Source organism: Stenotrophomonas sp. 112478_Sma, assembly GCF_056479905.1.
Window position 1 is genome coordinate 2,416,736 of sequence record NZ_CM151072.1, and the last position, 23,144, is coordinate 2,439,879.

Sequence of the window (23,144 nt, forward strand, 5' to 3'; positions counted from 1 at the left end):
GCTGCGCACCCAGGCATACGGCAGTGATCGCAGATCGTTGGCCACGGTCACGGCCCGATCACCAGTTCCGGGGTGTATCCCAACCCCCGCAGCTGCTGCAGGGCCGGGTCCAGCTGTGCCGGATCGCGTGGCAGTCGCACCCGCAGGCGCTGACCCGCTGCGCCGGGTGTGGCTTCTGCGTACGCCTGCAGCCCCAATGCCCGCACCTGCGCCACCGCCTGCGCGGCGCGTGCGGGGTCCAGGCCCTGCGCGAACTGCACATGTTGCGCGGTGCCCTCGCCGGTCGGGTACAGGGCGGCCAGACTGGTGTTCTGCAATGGTCGCCCCTGGCCGTCGCGCGCGTTGCCCTGGCCGAGCGTACCCAGGTCCTGTGGCGGCAGCTGCGGCGCAGACAGCGCCGGCAATGCCCAGCTCTGCCCCGGCTGTGCACCGGCCTGGGCGTTGCGCATGTAGTCGTAGCGATCGCGGGTCAGGCGCTGGCCGGCCGCCGGGTCACGCACCACGTGCGGTCGCAGGAACACCATCAGGTTGGTCTTGGCGCGCCTGCGCGTGTCGCTGCGGAACAACGCGCCCAGTACCGGAATCCGGCCCAGGCCCGGCACCGCGTCGCGACCGTGGCTGACGCTGTCCTCGAGCAGGCCACCCAGCACCATGATCTGGCCGTCGTCGAGCAGCACGCTGGTGTCCAGTGCCCGCTTGTTGGTGATGATGCCCTCGCTACCGGAGCTCTGCCCGTCGATGCTGCTCACTTCCTGATAGATGTCCAGCTTCACCGTCCCGCCTTCGGAGATCTGCGGGCGCACCCGCAGCTTCAGGCCGATGTCCTCACGCTCGATGGTCTGGAACGGATTGTTGCTGCCACCTCCGCCGTCGGTGACATAGCGGCCGCTGACGAATGGGACGGTCTGGCCGACCATGATGCTGGCGGCCTCGTTATCGAGCGTCATCAGGTTCGGCGTGGACAGGATGTTGGCACCGCCCTTGCTCTGCAGCGCGTTGGCCAGTGCCTTCATGTTGAGGATCTGGCCCACGCCCGGCAGCGTGATGGTGCCATCGATCACGCCCACGTTGAGGCCATCGCGCGGCAGCACGTCCAGCGTGGTGCGCGCCGTGCCATTGAGGCCGCTGCCGCCGGTCGCACCACCGAAGTGGGTGCCTGCGAACGTGCGGCCATTGCCCAGCATCCACTGCACGCCCAGTTCAGCGGCATCGGTCTGGTTGACTTCCACGATCAGGCTTTCCACCAGCACCTGCGCGCGCCGCTGGTCGAGCTGGTCGATCACCCGGCGCAGGTTGCGGTACACCGGCTCCGGCGCCGAGATCAGCAGCGTATTGGTGGCGACATCGGCCTGTACGGAGATGCCGTTCTGGCTGAAGCCACTGCTGCCGGCATCAGCGGGGTCGCGCCGGTCCTGATCGAGCCGCTGCGACGGCAGCGCATTGCCCGTGGCCCCGGCCTGCTGCGGCTGCGGCTGCGTCGGCGCGCTGCGAGCGGACCCGCCAGGCAGCGGCGTGATGCCCTCGCTGCTGCCCATCGCCTGCGCGTCGCTCTGCCCGGCCACCACGCCGCGCAGCACGCCCGCCAGCTGCGTGGCCTGTGCATTGCGCAGATAGACCACATGCAGGTTGCCGGACTCGTCCTGTGCCCGGTCCAGCTTCTCCACCAGCTGGCGTGCCAACCGCGTGCGCCCCGGGCTGCTGGAGCGCAGCAGCACGCTGTTGCTGCGCGGATCGGCCATCACCACCACCTTCTGGCCCGGCTCGGCGCCCTGCGCATCCAGCAACGGTGCGACCATCGCGGCCACATCCACGGCGATCCCCTGCTGCAGCTTGACCACGTCGGTGTCCATGCCAGCCGGGGTGTCCACGCTGGCGATCACCCGCGCGATGCGTTCCAGATTGTCGGCATAGTCGGTGATGACCAGAGTATTGTTGCCCGCGTTGGCGGTGATCGGGTTGTCCGGGCTGATCATCGGCCGCAGCACCGCGACCAGTGCGGCCGCATTCTCGTAACGCAGCGCGAAGGTCCGTGTGGCAACCTCTCCACCTGCCGCTCCGCCGCCTACCCGGCTGCCCAGCAGCTTGGCATCGGCCTGTGGCACGACCCGGCTGATGCCACCGTTCTCGACCACGGCGAAGCCACGCATGCGCAGTGCGCCGAGCAGAAGCTGATAGGCCTGCGCGCGACTGACAGGACCATCCGACACCACCGTCATCTTGCCGGTCACGCGTGGATCGATCAGGAACTGGCGGCCGGTGAAACGCGCCGCCATCCGCAGCACGCCACCGATATCGGTATCCACCAGATTCAACTGCACCGGCTCGTCGCTGGCATCCTGCGCCCATGCCGGCGCGGGCAGGTGGACCATCCCCACGACCAGAGCCAGCACCGCGCCACAGGCAAGACCGTGCATCGACCTCATCGAAGCTCACCCGCAACGGCCTTCATCACGATACTTCCTGAAATGCGTGCCGCCGGCATATCCGCGTCCCCTGTGCGTTGCAGTTGCAGTCGTTGCAGTTCGATGGTCGGGTCGGCCAGCAGCGGCAGGAGCCAGTTCCAGAGCACATCGGCGGGCACCGACTGCACCTGCACGTGCCAGCGTCCCTCGCGCGCGTCGACCCGCACGGCATCGGCAAGGCCGGCGGCGGCGATCCGCGAACGCAGGCTGGTCAGTGTCGGCCGCTGCTCCCGGGCCAGGCGCTGGCGCTCGCGCGCGTCCAGCAAGGGCGCCAGTGCCCGCATCTGTGCCTGCAGGCGCGGCAGCTCAACCTGCCAGTAGCTGCGCTGCTTCAGCAGGGGCTCCAGCCAGAATGCCCACAGCGCAGCGGCCAGCAGTGCACCCACCATCGTCGTCAGCATGACGCGTTCGCGTAGCTGCAGGCGCCGCCAGCACTGCGACAGCGCCGCGATGCCGCCTTCCATCCACGCAGTCCGTACCCTCATCGGCTGCCCCCGGTGCTCAGCCGCAGGCGGCCACCGCCCTGGCGGACCAGCTGCAGGCCCTGCGCCTGCGCCGCCTGCTGCCATCGTTCCAGATGCTGCGCATCATCGGCCAGCGCCCGCGCATCGGCGTCCAGTTCCAGTTCAAGCGCGCCGGGCGTGTAGTCCATGCCGCGAACGCGGCCGGCCAGCTCCGGAACCGCCTGCAATGCCAGCGCGACCTGTTGCTGTATCCGCGGCAGTGGAGCCGTCTGCACCGGTGCGGCCAACGCACGCCGTGCCTGCAGGACCGGATCCAGTACCTCGGTGATTTCCGGATACTGCGCGCTGAACTGCCGCGTCATTTCCCGCTGCAGCGCCTCACCTTCGCCGCGCCAGCGCGAGACCTGCAACTGCAGGCCCGTCGCGGCGAGCACCCCGGCCGCCAGTGCCAGCCCGATCGCCACTCGTGGCAGGCGTCGTCCGCCGCGCTGCAGCGGTAGTGCCCATGCCGGCAGCGGGCCGCTGGCCTCGCTGCCCGCGGCCACTGTGCTGGTCTGCAGGTGTCCGGGCCAACCCGAGGGCACCGCATGCACCCATTGCACGGCCTGCACGCCGGCCTGCTGCAGGCGCAGGGAGGTTGCCTGCAGCACGCCTGCCACGTCGCGCCCGCCACTCCACTGCACGAAGCCGCGGTCGCGCCCGCTGCGTACCAGCAGGTGCTCGCCCTTCGCCTCCAGCGTGGCCCGCCCCTCCGTCCACGGCAGCAGCAGCGGCGTCGGGTACAGCCCCTGCAGGCTCAGGCCGCACGACGCCAGCAGCTGCTGCGCCTGGGCCACGGCCTGCTGGCCCAGCCATGCCACCGGCACGGTCCCGTCAGCCGCCTGCGGCCCATTGGCCAGCGCAACATCCTGCAGGTCGTCCAGCAGCATCGCCTCCACCTCGCCCTGCAGCGCGGCCTGCAGCCGGCGACCTGACAGCGGCGGCAGCTGCAGTTCCAGCAGGATCAGGTCATGCGGATCGAGGCAGGCGTGCACCTGTGCCTGCGGATGGCGCTGTCCCAGCGCCGATAGCGCCTCGCAGCCATGCGCCGCCACGTCACCGCGTTGCAGTTGCGCCCACTCCACCCGGCTGTCGGCCTGCAGTCGATCCAGCGCCGGCAGGCGCACCCGCAGCTGCACGCTCATGCGCCGATCCTCGTCCATACACGCTGCACGCGCACGCTGTCATCGCGGTACTCACGCCAGATCAACGCGCGGAAATCGACGTCGCGGTCGTCTGCCTGGACCTGTCCGACCGCCAGGAACCATTCGCTGTGGATGCCCAGCGGCATCACCGACATCTGCTCGCTTCTCACCTGCAGGCGGTTGGCGATATCACCGCGGTTGAGCAGCCAGCGGCCGCCATCGCGCTCGTCCACCAGCGCCCGCAGCCGGCCCGGATCAGCGCCGGGTGCAACCGCCTGCAGCACGGCCAGGTCAGTCGTATTGGCGTTGACCAGCGTCTGCGCCGGCAACACCACCGTGCGCCGGGACAACGCCCGGACGGCGCGTGGCTCGGCACCGGCCAGCGCCTGCCCGATCAGGGCTTCGCGCGGCAGGGGCGCCTGCGCGGCGCGATCACCGTCGCGCAGCCGTGCCTGGATGTGGTCCGCGGCACCGCTGCATGCGGCCGCAGACACCCCCTGCTCCACGCACAGCGCCACGAAGGCCTGCCGCGCCTGCGCATCCGGTTGGCCCTGCGACAACAGGTTGCGCAGGTTGAACAGCGACTGCGCGTCCACCATCTGCAGGCGCACCGGCAGCGGCGCATCCAGTTGCACCGGCCGTGCCCAGCGACCGTCGCGCACGGTGGTCAGCTGCTCGCGCGCGTCGTCACGAAGCTGCTGCCCCGCGCGCTCCAGCGCGGCATCCACGGCCATGCGTACCTGCGCCCGCAACTGGTCGCCACGCAGCGCACGCAGCTGCGCGGCCTGGCGGGTCAGCAGCGCGGTCGCGATCACCGCCACCAGTGCGACCACCAGCATCGCGACGATCACCGCCATGCCCTGCTGGCGACGACACGGAAAGGCTGCCATCGGAGGCGACATCGGTGGACCTCACAGCTGCCAGGAGCCGATGTCCGCATTGCCGGCATCACCTCCGGCCTTGCTGTCCGCGCCAAGGGAGAACACGTCGATGTCGCCGTGCGCGCCCGGGTTCTGGTACTGGTACGGATGCCCCCACGGGTCGTTCGGCAGGCGGTCCAGATAGGGGGTTGTCGGCATCGCGCCGCTGCTCTGGGGCGGCGCCACCAACGCCTGCAATCCCTGCTCGGTGCTGGGGTAGCGGCCATTGTCCAAGCGATAGAGCTTCAGCGCCTGCATCAGTGCGGCGATGTCCTGGCGTGCCGCCACCACCCGCGCCTGATCGGGACGATCCATCAGGCGCGGCACGATCAGTGCGGCAAGAATGCCGATGATCACCACCACCACCATGATCTCGATCAGGCTGAAACCGTGCTGCCGGGCCCTGCCACCACGAAGCTGTCTTGCCATTGTTCCGCCCTCGTCATCCTGGAAGGGACCGCTGCACCATGGTCAGCGGCGCATGTGTCAGTACGATAAACATCCACCTGCAATTCGCTGCTGCTCCACCCTGTCTGCGCTGGCGCCCGCCGGCGGCACGGCAGCCGACTGCAGCAGCGTTGCAGGTACCGCCGCCAACGCGCCTTCCACGCAGCGACGCAGCAGCGGGTGGCGACTGGCCTGCAGGATCCGCACGCATTGCGTCGGCGACCAGGCGCTGCCACGGCCGAAGCCGACGAAGCGGCGGTACACCTGGTGATGGCGCAGGTCATCGTGTACCCGTTGCGCGCTGTCCAGTGCCTGCACCCACAGCAGCAGAACGGCACGCTGCAGCATGCGGACATCGTCCATGTCCAGGGGCAGCGTCGCGATGGCTGCCTCCGGCCACGCCGGCAGTTGCGCATCGGTTGCGCGGCGCAGCGCCAGCAGCGGATGCGCCTCGACGTCCAGCGCCGCCCATCGCGCGGCGTCCGCCCAGGCGTCGCTGGAAAGCACCCAGACCCACGGATGCCCGTAGCGCTGTACGCACAGCGGCGCGTGCCGGGCCTGTTCCAGCGACCGGCTCAGGTGGCGATCCAGCTCGAGCATGCTGATCCTGCGACGTTCCGCCATCGACGCTGCCTGCGCTCCACGACGCGGATGCGCCGTACTCTGGAGAAGACGTCAGCAGGGCCGATGAAGCGACAGCGCGTTGCGCGTGATGTGCCGTGCGTTGCGGTTCAGCCGCTCTGTCACAGCGACGTCATGCGCCTGCAGGCATCGGCATCCAGCAGCGGAGCGATGCCGCCGCATTGTCGTGCCAGCACCATCACGTCGGGACGTCGGGCAAATGCGGACAGCAACCCGGCCGCGTCCGCGTCGGCCAGCAACGCGGCCGTGGCCTGGCGCAGTGCCGGCAACTGCCATCCGTCCATCGCGGTCACCGCACCGGCCACAAACCAGTGCCACAAGCGGTGATGGATCACCTGGTCGTGCAACTGTGGCAGGCCCTGTATGCCATGCATCGCCATCAGCAGCAGACCGCGGGCCGCCATTGCCGGTGATACGCTGCCCTTCTCCGGCAGCGACAGCGCCTGCTGCAACCTCAGCAGGGCAGCCAGCGGATGGCCCTGCGGGTCGAAATCCAGCAGCACGGACTGTTCCTGCCACTGCGGATCGGAGACCACGCAGACCCAGGGCGATCCATAGCGATGCACCGTCAATGGACGCCGCTGCGTGGTCTCCAGCAATGCGGACAGGTTGCGTCGCAGGTCGAGCACACCGATGGTCTCGTTGCGCATTCCTTGGCTTCTCCTTGCATGCGGCAGCCACACGACGCGCGTGGCCGGGGACTCTACCCCAGGACGGCGATACCGCCCGGGAAGCGACGCAGCTCCAACGACAGCGTCAACCGCAGCTGTTCCAGCGCCGCGTCCGGGTCATCGATGCGGAAGCGACCGCTGACCGGCGCACGCGCCTGTGCGCCGTCACCGAGCAGGACCCTGCCGCGGCGATAGCGATTGATCTCGTCCACCACCTCGCGCAACGGCGCGCGGCGGAACACCAGCATGCCTTCGGTCCAGGCGCTGACCTCGCCGGCCACGGCCTCGGCCACCACGCCGCTCAGGCGTTCGTCGTAGCGGGTCTGCTGTCCGGCCTGCAGCCGCAGCCGGCCCTGCGGGTGCTCGATGCGGGCGCTGCCGCGCAGGCACGTCACCCGGACGTGTCCCCCGGTATTGCGCACGTCCAGCCGGGCTGCGCCCTCATCGGCGATCACACAGCCCGGCCCCGCGTACAGTGCGAGGCGTGAACCCGCAGCGGTCTCGAATGCCGCCTGCCCCTGCACCAGCTCGTAACCCTCGCCACCCGCACCCATCCGGCGCCGCAGACTGCTCTGCGTATCCAGCTCCAGCGTCAACTGCGGCGTCAGCGCAAGCTGGAGGCGCTCGCCGGTGCCGGTATGGAAGTCGGCCGCCATCGCACTCACCGACGGCCACAGCCCCAACGGTGGACGGATCGCTGCCACCACGGCGAGGCTGGCGGGGGCGGCGATGGCCGCCCCCAGGAATGCACGCCGGCTCCATCGCCGTGCCAGGCCCGGTGCCTGCGGCTGGCGCGCCGCAGCCGGGACCTGCTCACCGGCCACGCGCACCTGCTCCCATTGCCGCCGCGCACGGGCAAACGCTTCGCGGTGACGCGAATCGGTCGCGCACCATTGGCGGAACCTGCGTCCGTCGGCTGCCGTGGCCTCGCCCGACGTCAGACGCACCACCCAGGCGTGGGCCTGGCGCTCCACGGCGTCGAGCGTGCGGTGCGGGCGATCATCAGGGTCCATGCGCAGTCCAGCCATGCCCGCACGCTGCGGGGTTCTGCTCGGCGTCAAAGTGTAGACGGACGCCGCCGGTCAGAACCGCACCTGCCGGTCCCGCCCGCTGCGCTCGGCCAGATAGTCCTGGGCCGCTTTCAGTTCGCGCTGCACCAGCCGCAGCGACACGCCCAGCTGCTCGGCCACGTCCCGCTGCTGCAGGCCGTCCACGCGGATCGCCAGCAGGATCCGGCGGCGGCGTTCGGGCATGCGGTGCAGCAGGCCGACCATGTCTTCGAGGGCACGATCAAGCTCCGCAGCCTGAGCCGGACCGGGGCCCGGATCGGCCATCTCCATCAGCGCGTCCACTTCTTCCAGGCTGAGCAGGCGATGGTCGGCGCGCTGCCGATCGATCACGGTGTTCATCGCCATCCGCAGCAGATAGGCCGCCGGATTCTGCACCGGGTCCAGCCGGTCGCGGCGTGCGCTCAGGCGCATCCAGGTGTCCTGCAGCGCATCGCCTGCCAGCTCTTCCGAGCCCAGCTTGCGCACCAGCCGGCGCTTGAGTTCATCGTAGGCCCCCAGCAGGTGATCCATCAGGTCCACCGCCCCGGCCGTTCCGTTGCTCATGTTCGAATCCTTGAAATCATGGAAGGGGCTGCCGCCGGCCGCAGTCGTGGTCGGCACGGGAGGGCTGGATCTGCAGCGTCACCGGCTGCGGCAACGCGGCGGCGTCGATGGACGGCGCCAGCCTGCCGATAGCCAGCAGCAGGCGCCGATCGCGCCGGGCGTCGCCGCTGCCGACGAGCAGTTCGGCATCGTCGACATGGCCCTCGGCGGTGATGCGGAAACGCAGCGTCGCCGCGTAGCGGCCCGGTGCGAGCAGGGGGTCGTCACAGAACGCGTCGCGCAGCCGCTGCTGCAGCCCTCCAAAACGACGGCTGCGCTCGGATTCCGGCAGCAGGCCGACGGGACCGGCTGCGCGTTCGGGTTGCGCGCCCAGCCGAAGCACCACGCGCTGCGCGCCGATCAACTCGGCTTCGACGCCGGTCTCCTGCAGCAGGGTCTGCAGCGCCTGCAGCGGCGGCAGGCTGGCGTGCAGCGGGTAACTGCGCCGACCGGCAGCGAGTTCGCCGGCGTACATCACCGACCACCCGCTGCTGACGCTGAAGCGCTCCACTGCCTGCTCCAGCGGCTGCGCCGGAATGTCGTAAGCACGGACGTCGTCCTCGGCCGTGGCGACGAAGGCCAGCAGCAGCCACGCAGCGATGGCCACTCTCCATGTTCTGACCGCGTGGCGTCCATCCAGCCCCCTGACGTTGAACACATGACCCTCGGCAGCGACAGCAGCTGTGACGGAGGCAGGCGGCACGACCGGGAGGTCGCCCGCGCGCGCCCGGCAAGCGGGGTCAGACCCTACCGGGGGCAGATGTCATTGCGATGACCACCGCACCGGGGGCCGGCGCGGCGTGGCCTCAAAGCGGCAGCCGGGTGGTCTGCTTGATCCGCTGCATCGGGATCTCGGTCTTGGTGTTCTGCACCCCGGCGATCCTGTTCAGATGCCGGATCTGGAACTGGCGATACGCATCCAGGTCGGCCACGGCCACCCGCAGCAGAAAATCGCAATCGCCTGCCATCAGATGACATTCAAGCACTTCCGGCAGGGACTTGATGCTGTTTATGAAGTGGTTGGTGGTGTCCTCGTCCTGCCCACGCAGCCAGACCCGCACGAATACGGTGAAGCCCCGTCCGACCTTGGTCTCGTTCAGCAGCGCCACGTAGCGGTCGATGTAGCCGCCCTCCTCCAGCAGGCGGACCCGGCGCAGGCAGGCCGACGGCGAAAGACCGACCTGCCTGGCCAGCTCCAGGTTCTGCAGACGACCATCGACCTGCAGCGCCTCGAGAATCCGGCGATCAAGGGTATCGAGTTGAGATTGCATTGGATTCCAGCCTTATGACCATCTGCCGCATCAGATGCGCAACATTCTCAATTGAATGGCATCAACGCAACCCGATTTCGTGCCGTCGCCGCTAGGATGAAGCCCCCCTCGCTCGCTTCCGCTACATGGACGCCCAACCCTCCCTCCTTCCGCCTGACGCCCCCTGCCACGTCACGCCCCGCGCCGAGTTCCTGCGCGGCCTGCGCGCTGCCGTGCCGGTGATGATCGGCTTCGTTCCCTTCGCCCTGGTGCTCGGTGCACAGGCTGCGCAGAAGGGCCTGTCGGCGCTTGAAGTACCGCTCATGACCGGGCTCAACTTCGCCGGCGGCTCGGAGTTCGCCGCCATCGAGCTGTGGACGTCACCTCCACACATCGCGCTCATCGTAGCGATCACCGCGCTGGTCAACAGTCGCCATCTATTGATGGGGGCCAGCCTGGCACCGCTGCTGCAGCACCTGCCACGCCGTCGCACGCTGCCGGCGTTGTTCTTCATGTGTGACGAAAGCTGGGCCCTGGGTGTCGCCGACGCGCGGCGGCGCATGCACGGTTTCAGCCTCGCCTACTACCTGGGCACCTCGGCCGGCCTGTATGGGGTCTGGGTGACCTGCACGACGCTGGGGGCGATCGCCGGCCCGCTGCTGGGCGACATCCATGCCTATGGATTCGACATGGCCTTCCCCGCGGTCTTCCTGGTGCTGCTGCGTGGCATGTGGCAGGGGCTGCGCGCGGCGCGGCCCTGGCTGGTCAGCCTGCTGGTGGCCGCAGGCACCTATCTGCTGGTTCCCGGCGCCTGGTACGTCGCCAGTGGTGCGCTGGCCGGGCTGGTGGCCGCCTGGCTGCTGGCGGAGGACGCGGCATGATCCAGTGGAGCTCGCTGCTCACCATCGTGCTGATGGCAGCCGTTACCTACCTCACCCGCATCATCGGCTTCCTGGCCCTGCGCAACCGCACCCTCGGCAAGCGTGCGGTGACGGTCATGGAGGCCGCGCCGGGCTGCGTGCTGATCTCGGTGATCGCCCCGGATTTCGTCGCCGACAAGCCTGCCGATCTCGCTGCGCTGGCCATCACCCTGCTGGCCGCCACCCGGCTGTCGATGCTGCCGACCGTGCTGATCGGCGTGGTCTCGGCCGGGTTGCTGCGCCATCTGCTGGGCTGATTCACGGCAGGCCGGGCGGGACCCGGCGCTGCCGATCGGTCTTCGCGCCGAGCGGGCGCGCTGCAATCAGGCGCTGCTGGCCGCGAGCAGGCACAGGCTGCGCGGCGGCAGGGTCCAGTCGCCGGTGCCGTCCTGCTCCAGCGGCGCCTCGTCGGTCTGCAGCAGTACGCGCCGGAACGACAGCGCCTGATCCGATACGCGGAACCGCTGCGGCTGGTCTCCGGCATTCAACAGCAGGGCGAGGCTGACATGCCGCCCGGGCTCACGCAGGCCGCTGTCGGGGCTTCGACCGTCCAGCACAATCAGCAGCGCGCGCAGTTCGGGGTCGTGCCAGTCCGCCTCCTCCATGCTGCGGCCGTCCGGATGCCGCCAGTCGATATCGCGCAGGCCCAGCGCTTCATCGTATTCACCGCGCAGGAACCGGTTCCTGCGCAGCAGGCCATAGCGCCGGCGCAGCGATAGTGCACGCCGCACGAATGCCACCTGCGCCTGCGCCGCCGGCTGCGAGGCACGCTCCCAGTCGATCCAGCTCAGCGGGTTGTCCTGGCAGTACGCGTTGTTGTTGCCCCGCTGCGAATGGCCGAACTCGTCGCCGGCCAGCAGCATGGGCGTGCCCTGCGACAGCAGCAGCGTGGCCAGCAGGTTGCGCATCTGCCGTGCACGCAACGAGAGGATCGCCGGATCATCGGTGTCGCCCTCCACACCGTGGTTGCTGGAAAGATTGTGCGAATGGCCATCGCGGTTGTCCTCGCCGTTGGCCTCGTTGTGGCGGTCGTTGTAGCTCACCAGATCGTGCAGGGTGAACCCGTCGTGTGCCGTTACCAGGTTGATGCTGGCCGACGGCCGCCTGCCGTGGTGTTCGAACAGGTCGGCCGAGCCGGTGAAACGGGTGGCGAACTCCGGCAGCTGCCCGCCATCGCCACGCCACAGCGCGCGCACTGTATCGCGGAAGCGGTCGTTCCATTCCGCCCAACCCGGCGGGAACTGGCCCAGCTGGTAGCCGCCCGGACCGATGTCCCAGGGCTCGGCGATCAGCTTCACCTGGCTCAGGACCGGGTCCTGGCGTACCGCATCGAGGAAGCTGCCCGAGGCGTCGAAGCCATGGCGCTCACGGCCAAGAATGGTCGCCAGGTCGAAGCGGAAACCGTCCACCCGCATCTCGGTCACCCAGTAGCGCAGCGAGTCCATCACCATGCGCAGCGCGCCGGCATTGGTCAGGTCGAACGTGTTGCCGGTGCCGGTATCGTTGATGTAATAGCGGCGATCATCGGCCAGGCGGTAGTAGCTGGCATTGTCGATGCCCTTGAACGACAGCGTCGGGCCCAGCTCGTTGCCCTCGGCGGTGTGGTTGTAGACCACGTCCAGGATCACTTCGATGCCGGCATTGTGCAGCCGCGCGACCATCTGCTTGAACTCGGCCACGGTGCCCGTCGACAGGTAACGCGGCTGTGGGGCGAAGAAGCCGATGGTGTTGTACCCCCAGTAGTTGCGCAGCCCACGCTCGAGCAGCTGCTGGTCGTCCACGTAGGCGTGCACGGGCAGCAGCTCGATGGCGGTCACACCCAGATGGCTCAGGTGATCCACCACCGCATCATGCCGCAGTGCAGAGAAGGTGCCCCGCTCGGCCTGCGGGACATCAGGATGCTGCATGGTCAACCCGCGCACGTGCGCTTCGTAGATCACGGTCCTGTCCCAGGCCGTTTCGGGTGCACGCTCGACACCCCAGCTGAAGGCCGGATCGATCACGGCGCAGCGTGGCATGTAGCTGGCGCTGTCGCGGCGGTCGAAACTGAGATCGCCATCGCGATGGCCCAGGGTGTAGCCGAACAGGTGGGGCGCCCACTTCAGCTCGCCGACGATCTGCTTGGCGTAAGGGTCCAGCAACAGCTTGTTGGGATTGAAGCGATGCCCTTCCTCCGGCGCATACGGACCGTGCACCCGGTAGCCGTAGCGCTGCCCGGGCCTTACATCGGGCAGATAGCCGTGCCAGATCTCATTGGTGTACTCGGGCAGCGCGATGCGTTCGACCTCGCGGTTGCGCGCGTCGAACAGGCAGAGTTCGACCCGGGTGGCATGCCGCGAGTACAGCGCGAAGTTCACGCCTAGCCCGTCCCAGGTCGCACCCAGCGGGAACGGCCGGCCTTCGCGCACGCGCGATGTCTGTGCCCACTTACGGCTCGCCATCGCTGCCCTCCTCGCCGCGCGCCGCGGCAATCTCGGCCTCCACCAGCCGCTCGGCCATGTGCCAGTGCCGCTGCTGCTGGTCGTCCGGGCGCCCTTCCGCTTCCCATATCTGGTGGGCCAATGCCTCAATCCGCTGCCGTCGTTCCCTGCTGTCCATCCCTAACCGTCTCCTCGTTGATCCATACCGCCAGCGGGCTGCCAGCCAGAAGCCGTGCTGCATCCGCGGTTTCATTGAAATGTTCGATGCGTCCGTCCAGGAGGTTGCGCATGCGTCCTGCCGGAAGCCCGCGCAGCGTTGGGCCGGTGGCGACGTCACGCGCAACGTTCAGGCCGGGCCCGGGCATGGCGATGGGCGAGCCACGCTGCACGATCACCAGCAGTACCTGCGTCTGGTGCCTGCGCACGAACGCCAGCCAGGGCGAGCGCGCAGGCGCGGACAGCGGCTGCAGCTCGCCGTACAGGAAAAGGTGCGGGTGCCTGCGGCGGCAATCCAGCAGCTGCCGCAGCAGGAATGCCTTGATGCCGCCGTCCCGCCAGTCCTGCAGCAGCGCGGGCCAGGAGCGCGTGTCCCGCAGCCATGCCTGCCGCGCCGGATAGTCCACGGCCCGGCGGTTGTCCGGGTCCACCAGGCTCAGGTCCCAGCCTTCGCCGCCTTGATAGAGGTCAGGCACACCGGGCAGGCAGTGCTGCAGGCACAGCTGTGCCAATCCATTGCAGGCGCCCGCCGGCGCGATGCGGGCCACGAAGGTCGCCAGCGCCTCGCGCACCGGCAGCAAGGGTGCTCCCTCCAGCAGCGCGTGCAGCCACTGCACGGCGGCGTCCTCCACTGCCACATCGGGATCGGACCAGTTGCTGATCCGTTTGCCCTCGCGCAGGGCCTTGGTCAGCCAGTCCGCCATCCTCGATGCGAAGTCGGCACCGGGGGCGCCCTGCATCGGCCACGCCGCCACCAGCGCCTGCCACAGCGCATACGCCTCGGCGCCCGGCAACGGCAGCGGCATGCCGGCCTTGGCGGCCATCCGGCTCCAGCGCCGTACAGCATCCCGCCACTCCGCCGTGCAGGTGCTGAGCACCGCCAGCCGCGCCCGGCTGTCGCTGCCCCGCTTGTGATCGTGGGTCGCCAGCGCAAGCAGTGCCTCGGGATGGCGTCGCAGGCGCCGCGCTGCATGCTGCAGCAGCTCACGTCCCTGCATGCCCAGCCGCTGCGGATCACTGCCCACTTCGTTGCGTGAGAGCAGCCTGAAGTAGCGATAGAAGCCGGTATCCTCCACCGACTTGGCGTTCAACGGCGCGGCCAGCTGCCCGAAGCGCACGCGCAGCTCGCTTTCAGCCGGCGCCTGGCCGGGAAGTGCCTGCAGCAGCAGGTCCAGTGCCGTCCGTCCGGCACCGTCCAGCGCGGTTCGCGCGGCGGCGGCAGCGTCAACCAATGCCTTCCGCTCACCCGCGTCACGCAGCGAATACGGGCGATAGGTGCGGTAATGCCGCAGCAGCGCGGCCAGCGCGCGCGCCAGGGCGGCCGTACCGATGTCGGCCTCGGCCAGCCGGGGCTGCAGAACCTGCTGCGCACTGCGCAGCAGGCGCTGGAAGTCGGTGTGAAGCGACTGGCGCAGCAGCATCCCGCGCGCGTCCTGCTGTATCTGGTCAAAGTCGCGCGTGTCGCCGCTCGCCGCCTGCCAGGCGCGTGAGAGCGCGGGCGCCGCTGCCGGATCGTGCAGCCACGCGCCAGCCTGGTCCATGAAGTCATAGCCGGTGGTCCCGTCGCAGGCCCACCCCTCGGGCAGCTGCTCGCCCTCGGCCAGTATCTTCTCGACGTGCAGGGTCACCGCCTCCGGATCACGGCTCCCGGCTGCGCAGGCAGCGTTGATCGCTTCGCGCAGGCGCTGCAGATAGGCGCCCGGCGACGACAGTCCGTCCACATGGTCGATGCGCAGGCCATCCACCCAGCCCTCACGCACCAGCCGCAGCGGTAGCGCATGCACCGCTTCGAAGACCTCGTCGCGCTCCACCCGCAGCGCGGCCAGTTCGTTGATATCGAAGAAGCGCCGGTAGTTCACCTGATCGCCTGCCGTGCGCCACCACGCCAGCCGGTAGTGCTGCCGCTGCAGCAGTGCCTGCAACCGTTCAACGCTGCGGTTGCAGCGTTCGGCCCACACCGGCCACTGCGCGGCGTCCAGGGGATGGCTGCGCGGCGACAACGGCAGGACCCGGCCATGATGGCGCAATCCCGGCCGCTCATCGTCCACCCCGACCCGCAGTACGCCGTCGCGCACGGCGTCGTGCACTGGCCGGTCCAGCACCGGCAACCATAGCCGGCCTTCGCAGCCCGGCGCCTCCCAGTCGATATCGAACCAACCCGCATGGCGGCTTCGACGCCCGTGCATCAGCACATCGCTCCACCAGTGGCTGTGCGGGGATGCCGCCAGATGGTTGGGCACGATGTCCAGGATCAGACCCAGGCCGTGTGAGCGCGCCGCGGTGGCCAGCTGGCGGAAGGCCGCTTCGCCGCCCAGCTGCGGATTGATGCTGGCCGGGTCGATGCCATCGTAGCCATGTGTGGACCCCGGCACCGCAGTCGCGATCGGCGACAGGTAAAGGTGACTGACGCCCAGTGCGGCGTAATACGGCACCTGCGCTGCGGCCGCCTCAAGGTCGAAGCCTGCATGCACCTGCAGGCGCGCGGTGGCACGCAACCTCGTCATCGCCCTGCCCTGCGGCGCGTGTTGCTCAGGCGCGCCAAGCGCGCATCGGCGGCGGCACCGTCCCACGCCAGCGGCAACCGCCGTCGCCAGTTCGGATGGCCGCTGACGGTGCCTGGCAGGTTCACCTGCGCACGGCCGCCCAGCACATCTTCCAATGGCAGCAGCGCCAGCCGCGACGCTGCATGGGCAACCAGTGACAGCGCTCCGTCCTCCACGGCCGCGCCGTCACCACCGCAGACCGCGGCCAGCGCCTGCACGTCCCGCGCGCGCGCGCGCAGTGCTGCCGGCAGGTCCTCCAGCTCACCCAGGCGGGCACGCCAGCGCAGGTCGCGCCCGCGCAGCCAGCCGGCCAGTGGTGGCAGGTCGTGGGTGGACGGCATGGCCGCCGCATCGCGGCGCCACCGCGGCGCCGGCAGGAAGCGCTCGCCGTTGCGGGCGAACGGCAGCACCTCGATGCCCAGGATGCCCCGGGCTGCCAGCCGCTGGCGGATGCCCGGCGGCACCACCCCCAGGTCTTCACCGATCAGCACGCAGCGATGCCGCCACGATTCCAGCACCAGCAGATTGATCAGGTCATCGAATGGATAGCGCAGGTACACGCCCTGCCCGGCGCCAGCGCCGTGAGGCAACACCCACAGCCGCTGCAGGCCGAGGATGTGGTCGATGCGCAGGCCACCGCGGCCGGCCATCACGGCGCGCAGTACGCGGATGAACGGTGCAAAGCCCTCGCGGTGCAACGCCAACGGTGACCAGCTGGTGATGCCCCAGGCCTGGCCGAGCGGATTGAACGCATCCGGCGGCGCACCCAGTTCAAGCCCCTGCAGCAGATCGGCGCCACCGGTGCGTGCCTCGACGCCCTGCGGTGCACAGCCCACGGCCAGATCGGCAATCAATCCGATCGACGCGCCATCACTGCGCAGCGCCGCGTGCACCTGCACCCAGCCCTGCTGCGCCAGCCACTGCGCAAATGCATGGTCGTCGGCGCTCCCGGTGACCCCGTCGGCGGCGTGCTGGCAATAGTGCAGCAGCGGTTCGCCCTGCGCATCGCACCAGGTCTCGATCTGCTCGCACTGTGCCGGTGCCTGCTGCCGCAGCCAGTGGCGCACCTGTCGCATCCAGCGCCACTTCAATGCCGCCGAGTGCGGCCAGTCGATGCGGCGTGCAGCGGTGGCGGCATCAATTGCCATCGCCAGTGCCTCGTCCTGGCGCAGCACGCTGTCGGCAGCCTCCGGCAGCACCTGCGGAAGAGCTACCTGCAGCGGATCGAGCCAGCGCCGGTCACTGGGCGAATAGGGGCTGTAGCCCGGGCCGGGTGGCAAGCCGGCGTGCAGCGGACTCAATGCCAGTGCATCGCCTCCATGCCGCTGCAGCAGCTCACGCCACCGTGTGCAGCCGGCGCTGTCACCGATGCCTGCATCGCCGCTGGCGCGCAGACTGTAGACCTGCGCCGACAGACCCCAACCGCGCAGCATGCGCGGTGGCCACCAGGCTCGCGGCGGCGCCACCGCGACCGCCTGTTGCCGCCCGCCCCGGCGCCACTGCCAATAGCCCGGTTGATCCGGAACTCGCCAGCGCCCCTGCGCATCAGGCCGTGCTGGCAGCTCGCGCCCCTGTTCATCCACCCAGCACGCCGCCCCCGTCGCCCCCGGCATCACCAGTACCTGGCCACAGCAGGCGGTGAGCAAGCGGGCGCGCACCGGCGCACCATCGCAGTGCAGCCCTTCCAGCACCGCGCGAAGCACGTCCGGCGCGACTTCGCGCTCGACGCCGGCCACGTCGGTCCAGCGCTCCAGGAGACCTGCCCGGCGTGCGGCGTCCCGAACCGATGTATCCGTCCTCATGCCGCCACCCAGCACGCAACAACACTGCCGCCTGCCGGCAGCACACCGGCAACGTCGGGACCCACAACGCGCTCGCCGGCCGGCACCGCATGCGCCACGGGCCGTGGGCCCACATTGATCGCGATCCACCATTGGCCCGATGGCAGCTGCCAACCCGCCTGCACCGCCCCCTCGCCAAGCACCCGCGCACCCAGCGACCGGGCCTGCAGCAGGCCGGGCTGCAGATAGCGTCTGCGCAGGGCCAAAAACCCGCCTGTGCAACGCAGCCATTGCTGCGACCAGGGATCATCGCCGGGCGGCGGCGTGTACGAGACCTGCAGGGTGGCCGGATCGTTCGGGTCTGGAATACGCGCACGCGAGGCGGCATCGGCGAAGGCACTGAAGCCGGAAAACTCGCGGCGACGCCCCTCGCGCACCGCCTCGTCCAGCGGCGGCGCATAGTCGGTGAAGAACAGGAACGGCGACCGCGCCTGCCACGGTTCACCCATGAACAGCAGCGGGATCATCGGCGTCAGCAGGGTCAGCGCCAGCGCCGCGCGCAGCCGCGCCGGGTCCACCAGCATCGACAGGCGCTCGCCGAAGGCACGATTGCCCACCTGGTCGTGGTTCTGCGCGAATACCACGAAACGCGCGGGCGACAGGTCGCTGCTGGGTTCGCCGCGGGGATGGCCGCCCAGGTCAGGTTCACCCTGCCAGGCGAATCCTTCTGCCAGGCAGCGGGCCAGCAGCGCGTCGGCGCGACCGGCGTAGGCCGCGTAATAGCCTTCCTGCTCGCCGGTCAGCATCACGTGCAGCGCGTTGTGGAAGTCGTCGTTCCATTGCCCCTGATAGGCACCGCGCAGCCACCGCGCCTGGTTGCGTTCGTTCTCCAGCACCAGGTGCGCGTGCGGCACCTCCGCGCGCACCTCATCGGCCAGCTGCTGCAGGAAGCGGTCATCGTCGATGGCGTGTACCGCGTCCAGGCGCAGCCCATCGAAGCCATAGTCGCGCAACCACATCAGCGCATTGTCGATGAAGAAGCGCCGCACCCAGGGCTGGCGGAAGTCGATCGCCTCACCCCAGGGGGTGCTGCGATCGTCACGGAAGAACGCCCGCGCGTAGTCACGCAGAGGGTTGCCCTGCGGTCCGAAGTGGTTGTAGACCACATCCAGCAGCACCGACAGTCCGGCATCATGCGCCGCGTCGATGAAAGCCTTCAGCGCTGCCGGCCCGCCGTAGACATGGGCCGGTGCGTAGGGGAACACACCGTCGTAGCCCCAGTTGCGCCGGCCGGGAAACTGCGCAACCGGCATCAGCTCGATGGCGGTGATGCCCGTTGCGGCCAGCATCGGCAGCTGCGCGGTCAGTGCAGCGAGGCCGCCGCCTGCCTCGATGTGCACTTCACAGATGACCAGGTCCTGCCAGGCGGGCCCCTGCCACGTGGCCTGCGCCCTGCCGGTGTCCAGCACCACGGCGCTGTCGCCATCGATGCCGTCCGGCTGCCAGCGCGAGGCCGGATCTGGCACGTCCTGGCCTGAAGGGAGGCGGAACCGGTACCGGTCGCCATGCGATGCCTGTGTCCGCAGCCAGTGGCAACCGTCCGGCTCGCGTTGCATCGGCCGCAGCGCACCCTGCAGGCACAGCGTCATCGTGTCTGCGTCCGGCGCCCACACACGGAACTCCACCCCCTCACCGGCCGCACGCCAAGCGCCCAGACGCGGGGACGCTGTGGTCATGCATCAACCTGCAGGTACAGCGTGGACAGCGGCGGCAGGGTCAGCCGCAGCGACTGGGCGTGGCCATGCATCGGCCTTGGCTCGGTCTGCACCGCTCCGAGGTTGCCCGCATTGCCGCCGTTGTAATGCGCGCTGTCGGTGTTGAGGCGTTCCGTCCAGCGCCCCGGTTGCGGCACGCCAACCCGGTAACCCTCGCGCAGCACCGGGGTGAAGTTGCTCACCACCAGCAGGGTGCGGCCGCTGCCGGCAGGATCCCGGCGGATGAAGGCATACACGCTGTTGCGGCTGTCATCGGCCACGCTCCAGTCGAAACCGCGTTCATCGCGCTCGTCACGATGCAGCGCGGGTTCGGAGCGGAGCACGGCATTGAGGTCGCCCACCAGACGCGACAGGCCCCGGCCCTCACTGCTGGTCGCCTGTTCCCAGTCCAGTGCTGCATCGTGCGACCACTCATGTCCCTGGCCGAACTCGCCGCCCATGAACAGCAGTTTGCTGCCCGGGTGCGCCCACATGAAGCCGTAATACGCACGAAGCTGGGCCAGCCGCTGCGCCGGTTCGCCTGCCATCTTGGCCAGCAGCGCGCCCTTGCCATGCACCACCTCGTCATGCGACAGCGGAAGCACGAAGCGTTCGGAGAAGGCGTAGACCAGGCCGAAGCTGATCTCGCTGTGGTGATGCTGGCGATGGACAGGATCGCGCCCCAGGTACTGCAGGGTGTCGTGCATCCAGCCCATGTTCCATTTGTGGGTGAAGCCAAGCCCGCCCTCCTCCACCGGCGCGGTCACCCCCGGCCACGCGGTGGATTCCTCGGCAATCACCAACACGTCCGGGAAGCGCTCACGCAGGGTCTGGTTCATCCGCCTCAGGAAGGCGACCGCCTGCAGGTTCTCTCGCCCGCCCTGCTCGTTGGGTATCCACTCACCGTCAGCACGGCTGTAATCCCGGTACAGCATGGACGCCACTGCGTCCACGCGCAGTCCGTCAATGTGGAACCGCTCCACCCACTCCAAGGCACTACCGATCAGGTAAGCGGCCACTTCGTTGCGGCCATAGTTGTAGATCAGCGTGTCCCAGTCGGCGTGCACCCCTTCGCGCGGGTCGGCATGCTCGTACAACGCGGTTCCGTCGAAACCGGCCAGGCCATGCGCGTCGTTGGGGAAGTGTGCGCTCACCCAGTCCACGATCACCCCCACTCCGGCCTGGTGACAGCGATCCACGAAGCGCGCGAAGGCGTGCGGGGGCCCATGGCGCGCCGTCGGTGCGTAGATCCCCAGCGGCTGATAGCCCCAGGAGCCGCCGAAGGGATGCTCGCTGACCGGCAGCAGTTCGATGTGGGTGAAGCCGAGTCCGGCCACGTACGGAATCAGCCGGTCGGCCAGCGCATCCCAGTCCAGCGGTGCGCCATCATCGCCGCGCTGCCAGGAGCCCGCATGTACCTCGTAGATGGACAGCGGCGCGCTGGCGCCCGCCTGGCGCCGGGCCGCCCTCCAACCCTCGTCATGCCACTGCATCGGCGCCGCCGAAGGCACGCGTGAGGCGGTGGCCGGCGGCAGTTCGGCCCAGCGCGCCATCGGGTCGAACTTGTCGGGCATCACCTGGCCATCAGCCCCGACAATGCGGAACTTGTAGCGGGCACCGGCCTGCACGCCGGGCAGGAACAGTTCCCACACGCCAGCCGCATGGCGCAGCCGCATCGGATGGCGTCGGCCATCCCATCCGTTGAAATCGCCGACCACGGCGACCCGCCGCGCATTGGGCGCCCACACCGCGAAGCGCACGCCGGCGATCCCCTGCACCTGCATCGGGACCGCGCCCAGCTGGCGCGCCGCATCGGCATCACCGGCATGGAAGCGTTGCAGCAGCGCCTCGTCCAGCAGCGGGCCGAAGGCATAGGCATCGTGCACCTGCTCCACACCCTGCTCGAAATGCAGGGCAAGCAGCGGCACCGCCGCTTCACCGGCGGCGCCCTCGAACAGGCCGGGCAAGGGGCCCGGGTGCAGATCCCAGCGTCGCCCGTCCTCTCCGATCACCTCGACGCGCTGCGCGTGCGGCACCAGCACGCGCAACCGCCGTTCACCCTCGCGCTGGCGGTGCGGGCCAAGCCAGGCAAATGCATCTGCCGGGCGGGCATGGACGAGGTCCTCCAGCGCCGGCGCGATGCGGTGATCCAGTGCTGTGTCTGCGGTGGTGTCGTCCTCAAGGGCCGCCAGATGCGCGCTGTCGTGGCTCATGCGGCCACCTGGCAGGTCTGCTGGTACAGCGCCAGATAGGCTCGCCCGGCCGCATCCCAGCCGCCCGGCCGCAGCATGGCGGCGCGGCGCATGGCCTGCAGCAGGCCTGGCAGACGGAAGGTGCGCATCGCCCGCTCCACGCAGCGGCGCAGGCCATCGGCATTGGCACCGTGGAACAGGAAACCGGTCACGCCATCCTCGACGGTGTCCACCAGCCCTCCCGTCGCATGCGCGACCGGCAGGCAGCCGAAGCGCTGCGCGTACATCTGGCTGAGCCCGCAGGGTTCAAAACGCGAAGGCATAAGCAGGAAGTCCGCGCCGGCGAACATCTGGCGCGCCAGCGCTTCCTCGAACCCGATGAATGCGCCCACCCGGCCCGGGTAGCGCCGGGCCAGCGCCTGCACCTGTGCTTCCACCTGCGGCTCGCCGCCGCCGATGACCACCAGCTGCCCCCCGGCCGCGACGATCTGTGGCGCCACGTCACAGGTGATGTCCAGGCCCTTCTGGTGCACCAAGCGGGAAACCACCGCGAACAGCGGGCCGGTCGAGGGCGCCAGGCCGAACGCCCTGCGCACCGCATGTGCGTTGGTCGCGCGTCCGGTCCATTCGCCGATGCCGAAGTGCGCCTTTAGGTGGATGTCGCGTCGCGGATCCCAGCTGGCGTCGATGCCGTTGACGATGCCGCTCAGGTGACCGCCGGCGGCGCGCCGGGCCAGCAGGTCATGCAGTCCGCATCCATCATCCGGGGCGGTGATCTGCTGTGCATAGCGCAGGCTGACTGTGTTCAGCCGCGTGGCATTGGTGATGCCGCCCTGCAGGAATGACATCTGTCCGTGGAAGTGCAGTTCATCCAGGTGCGCGGCCGGTACACCCAGCACCGGCGCAAGCGCATACGGGAACAGGCCCTGGTAAGCCAGGTTGTGGATCGTCAGCAGCGTCGGCACGGCCGTCCGGTCCCAACGCACGTAGGCGGCGGCCATGGCCACCGGCCAGTCATTCAGGTGCAGCAGCTGCGGTGACCAGTCCAGCCCGGCACGCCCGGCCGCAATCTCCGCAGCCGCGTGTGACAGCGTGGCGAAGCGAACCGCGTTGTCCTTCCACTCCTGTCCCTGCCCATCCACGTAGGGCGAGCCTTCCCGCTCATACAGCTCAGGCGAGAGCAGCACGTAGATCGGCAGGCCGTCGGCCTGCACCGCCATGCCGATGGTGCACGCAGGCAGGCCGGCTCTTTGGCTGACCTGCCCCACCGCCCGCAGCTGCGGCAGGCGCTGCAGCACCTCCGGGTAGCCGGGAAGCAGCACGCGCGAATCACACGCGCCGCGCACCGCGCGTGGCAGGGCCGCGGCCACATCGCCCAGGCCTCCCGCCTTGACGAAGTCGGCCATTTCGGTCGCGACAAACAGCACGCGCTGTACCAGTTCCGGCAACTTCAACGGCTGTGAGTGGCCCCGGCGGGTCCCGATTGGTACAGATGCACCGGGAGGCGTCGCAACGGGTGAAGCGGACTGGACGACGCGGGCCATGGCGATGATCTCGGAAGTGTTCAGGCAGACGGACGCCAACGGCGCCCGGACGGGCGCTTAAGCGGAGAGGGAAGTCGACGCA

At 69.4% G+C, this 23,144-nt stretch carries 20 protein-coding genes; 2 read left to right on the plus strand and 18 right to left on the minus strand.

Annotated features, from left to right (window positions below; translation table 11 throughout):
- Nucleotides 1–47 precede the first annotated feature (47 nt).
- The 11 genes from gspD to ACZK08_RS11180 all read right to left on the minus strand — a co-directional run bounded on the left by gspD (nucleotide 48) and on the right by ACZK08_RS11180 (nucleotide 9,713).
- Nucleotides 48–2,423, minus strand: a complete 2,376-nt coding sequence (gene gspD / locus ACZK08_RS11130) for a type II secretion system secretin GspD (protein WP_065182991.1) — start codon at nucleotides 2,421–2,423, stop codon at nucleotides 48–50.
- On the minus strand, nucleotides 2,420–2,947 hold the full coding sequence (gene gspM, locus ACZK08_RS11135; protein ID WP_065176113.1) for a type II secretion system protein GspM: 528 nt from the start codon (nucleotides 2,945–2,947) through the stop codon (nucleotides 2,420–2,422). Before gspM ends, gspD begins: the two co-directional genes overlap by 4 nt.
- The gene (gene gspL / locus ACZK08_RS11140) at nucleotides 2,944–4,110 is read right to left on the minus strand and encodes a type II secretion system protein GspL (RefSeq protein WP_065182992.1); all 1,167 of its coding nucleotides are present in this window, start codon (nucleotides 4,108–4,110) and stop codon (nucleotides 2,944–2,946) included. The genes gspM and gspL overlap by 4 nt, the downstream gene beginning before the upstream one ends.
- Entirely contained in the window at nucleotides 4,107–4,967 is an 861-nt protein-coding gene (gene gspK / locus ACZK08_RS11145; protein ID WP_155761067.1) for a type II secretion system minor pseudopilin GspK, read from the minus strand. The genes gspL and gspK overlap by 4 nt, the downstream gene beginning before the upstream one ends.
- A 54-nt stretch (nucleotides 4,968–5,021) precedes the next feature.
- On the minus strand, nucleotides 5,022–5,459 hold the full coding sequence (gspG, locus tag ACZK08_RS11150; protein WP_065176116.1) for a type II secretion system major pseudopilin GspG: 438 nt from the start codon (nucleotides 5,457–5,459) through the stop codon (nucleotides 5,022–5,024).
- A 57-nt stretch (nucleotides 5,460–5,516) separates the two neighbouring features.
- Nucleotides 5,517–6,077, minus strand: coding sequence for a hypothetical protein (locus tag ACZK08_RS11155; protein ID WP_231107809.1), 561 nt, complete (start codon nucleotides 6,075–6,077; stop codon nucleotides 5,517–5,519).
- Between the two features lie 143 nt (nucleotides 6,078–6,220).
- Nucleotides 6,221–6,769 carry a hypothetical protein gene (locus tag ACZK08_RS11160; RefSeq protein WP_065182997.1) on the minus strand — a complete coding sequence of 183 codons (549 nt, stop codon included), beginning with the start codon at nucleotides 6,767–6,769 and terminating at the stop codon, nucleotides 6,221–6,223.
- A gap of 53 nt (nucleotides 6,770–6,822) precedes the next feature.
- A complete protein-coding gene (locus ACZK08_RS11165) occupies nucleotides 6,823–7,803 on the minus strand; it encodes a FecR family protein (RefSeq protein ID WP_065176119.1) in 981 nt (326 codons plus the stop codon).
- A gap of 69 nt (nucleotides 7,804–7,872) precedes the next feature.
- Entirely contained in the window at nucleotides 7,873–8,403 is a 531-nt protein-coding gene (locus ACZK08_RS11170; RefSeq protein WP_065182998.1) for an RNA polymerase sigma factor, read from the minus strand.
- 16 nt (nucleotides 8,404–8,419) lie between these two features.
- Nucleotides 8,420–9,100: a TonB-dependent receptor gene (locus ACZK08_RS11175; RefSeq protein WP_065182999.1), complete on the minus strand. Its 681-nt coding sequence runs from the start codon at nucleotides 9,098–9,100 to the stop codon at nucleotides 8,420–8,422.
- A 148-nt stretch (nucleotides 9,101–9,248) separates the two neighbouring features.
- The gene (locus ACZK08_RS11180; RefSeq protein ID WP_065183000.1) at nucleotides 9,249–9,713 is read right to left on the minus strand and encodes an Lrp/AsnC family transcriptional regulator; all 465 of its coding nucleotides are present in this window, start codon (nucleotides 9,711–9,713) and stop codon (nucleotides 9,249–9,251) included.
- 125 nt (nucleotides 9,714–9,838) lie between these two features.
- On the opposite strand from ACZK08_RS11180, the gene ACZK08_RS11185 reads away from it, so the two are divergent.
- Nucleotides 9,839–10,573 carry an AzlC family ABC transporter permease gene (locus tag ACZK08_RS11185; RefSeq protein WP_053516354.1) on the plus strand — a complete coding sequence of 245 codons (735 nt, stop codon included), beginning with the start codon at nucleotides 9,839–9,841 and terminating at the stop codon, nucleotides 10,571–10,573.
- Nucleotides 10,570–10,869, plus strand: coding sequence for an AzlD family protein (locus ACZK08_RS11190; RefSeq protein WP_053516356.1), 300 nt, complete (start codon nucleotides 10,570–10,572; stop codon nucleotides 10,867–10,869). The genes ACZK08_RS11185 and ACZK08_RS11190 overlap by 4 nt, the downstream gene beginning before the upstream one ends.
- Nucleotides 10,870–10,935: 66 nt before the next feature.
- Here ACZK08_RS11190 and glgX read toward each other — a convergent pair whose 3' ends face one another.
- The 7 genes from glgX to glgA are packed head-to-tail and all read right to left on the minus strand — an operon-like array spanning nucleotide 10,936 to nucleotide 23,062.
- Nucleotides 10,936–13,053, minus strand: coding sequence for a glycogen debranching protein GlgX (glgX, locus tag ACZK08_RS11195; RefSeq protein WP_065183001.1), 2,118 nt, complete (start codon nucleotides 13,051–13,053; stop codon nucleotides 10,936–10,938).
- Nucleotides 13,040–13,210, minus strand: coding sequence for a DUF2934 domain-containing protein (locus tag ACZK08_RS11200; RefSeq protein ID WP_080375226.1), 171 nt, complete (start codon nucleotides 13,208–13,210; stop codon nucleotides 13,040–13,042). The genes glgX and ACZK08_RS11200 overlap by 14 nt, the downstream gene beginning before the upstream one ends.
- Entirely contained in the window at nucleotides 13,179–15,752 is a 2,574-nt protein-coding gene (gene treY / locus ACZK08_RS11205) for a malto-oligosyltrehalose synthase (RefSeq protein ID WP_065183002.1), read from the minus strand. The genes ACZK08_RS11200 and treY overlap by 32 nt, the downstream gene beginning before the upstream one ends.
- Nucleotides 15,749–17,593: a 4-alpha-glucanotransferase gene (locus ACZK08_RS11210; RefSeq protein ID WP_065183023.1), complete on the minus strand. Its 1,845-nt coding sequence runs from the start codon at nucleotides 17,591–17,593 to the stop codon at nucleotides 15,749–15,751. The genes treY and ACZK08_RS11210 overlap by 4 nt, the downstream gene beginning before the upstream one ends.
- Nucleotides 17,590–19,308: a malto-oligosyltrehalose trehalohydrolase gene (gene treZ / locus ACZK08_RS11215; protein ID WP_065176125.1), complete on the minus strand. Its 1,719-nt coding sequence runs from the start codon at nucleotides 19,306–19,308 to the stop codon at nucleotides 17,590–17,592. The genes ACZK08_RS11210 and treZ overlap by 4 nt, the downstream gene beginning before the upstream one ends.
- Complete coding sequence (locus ACZK08_RS11220) at nucleotides 19,305–21,539, minus strand: 1,4-alpha-glucan branching enzyme (protein ID WP_065183003.1); 2,235 nt, start codon at nucleotides 21,537–21,539, stop codon at nucleotides 19,305–19,307. Before ACZK08_RS11220 ends, treZ begins: the two co-directional genes overlap by 4 nt.
- Nucleotides 21,536–23,062 (minus strand): glycogen synthase GlgA, encoded by a 1,527-nt coding sequence (gene glgA, locus ACZK08_RS11225; RefSeq protein ID WP_081284459.1) that lies wholly within the window; start codon nucleotides 23,060–23,062, stop codon nucleotides 21,536–21,538. The genes ACZK08_RS11220 and glgA overlap by 4 nt, the downstream gene beginning before the upstream one ends.
- Nucleotides 23,063–23,144 lie beyond the last annotated feature (82 nt).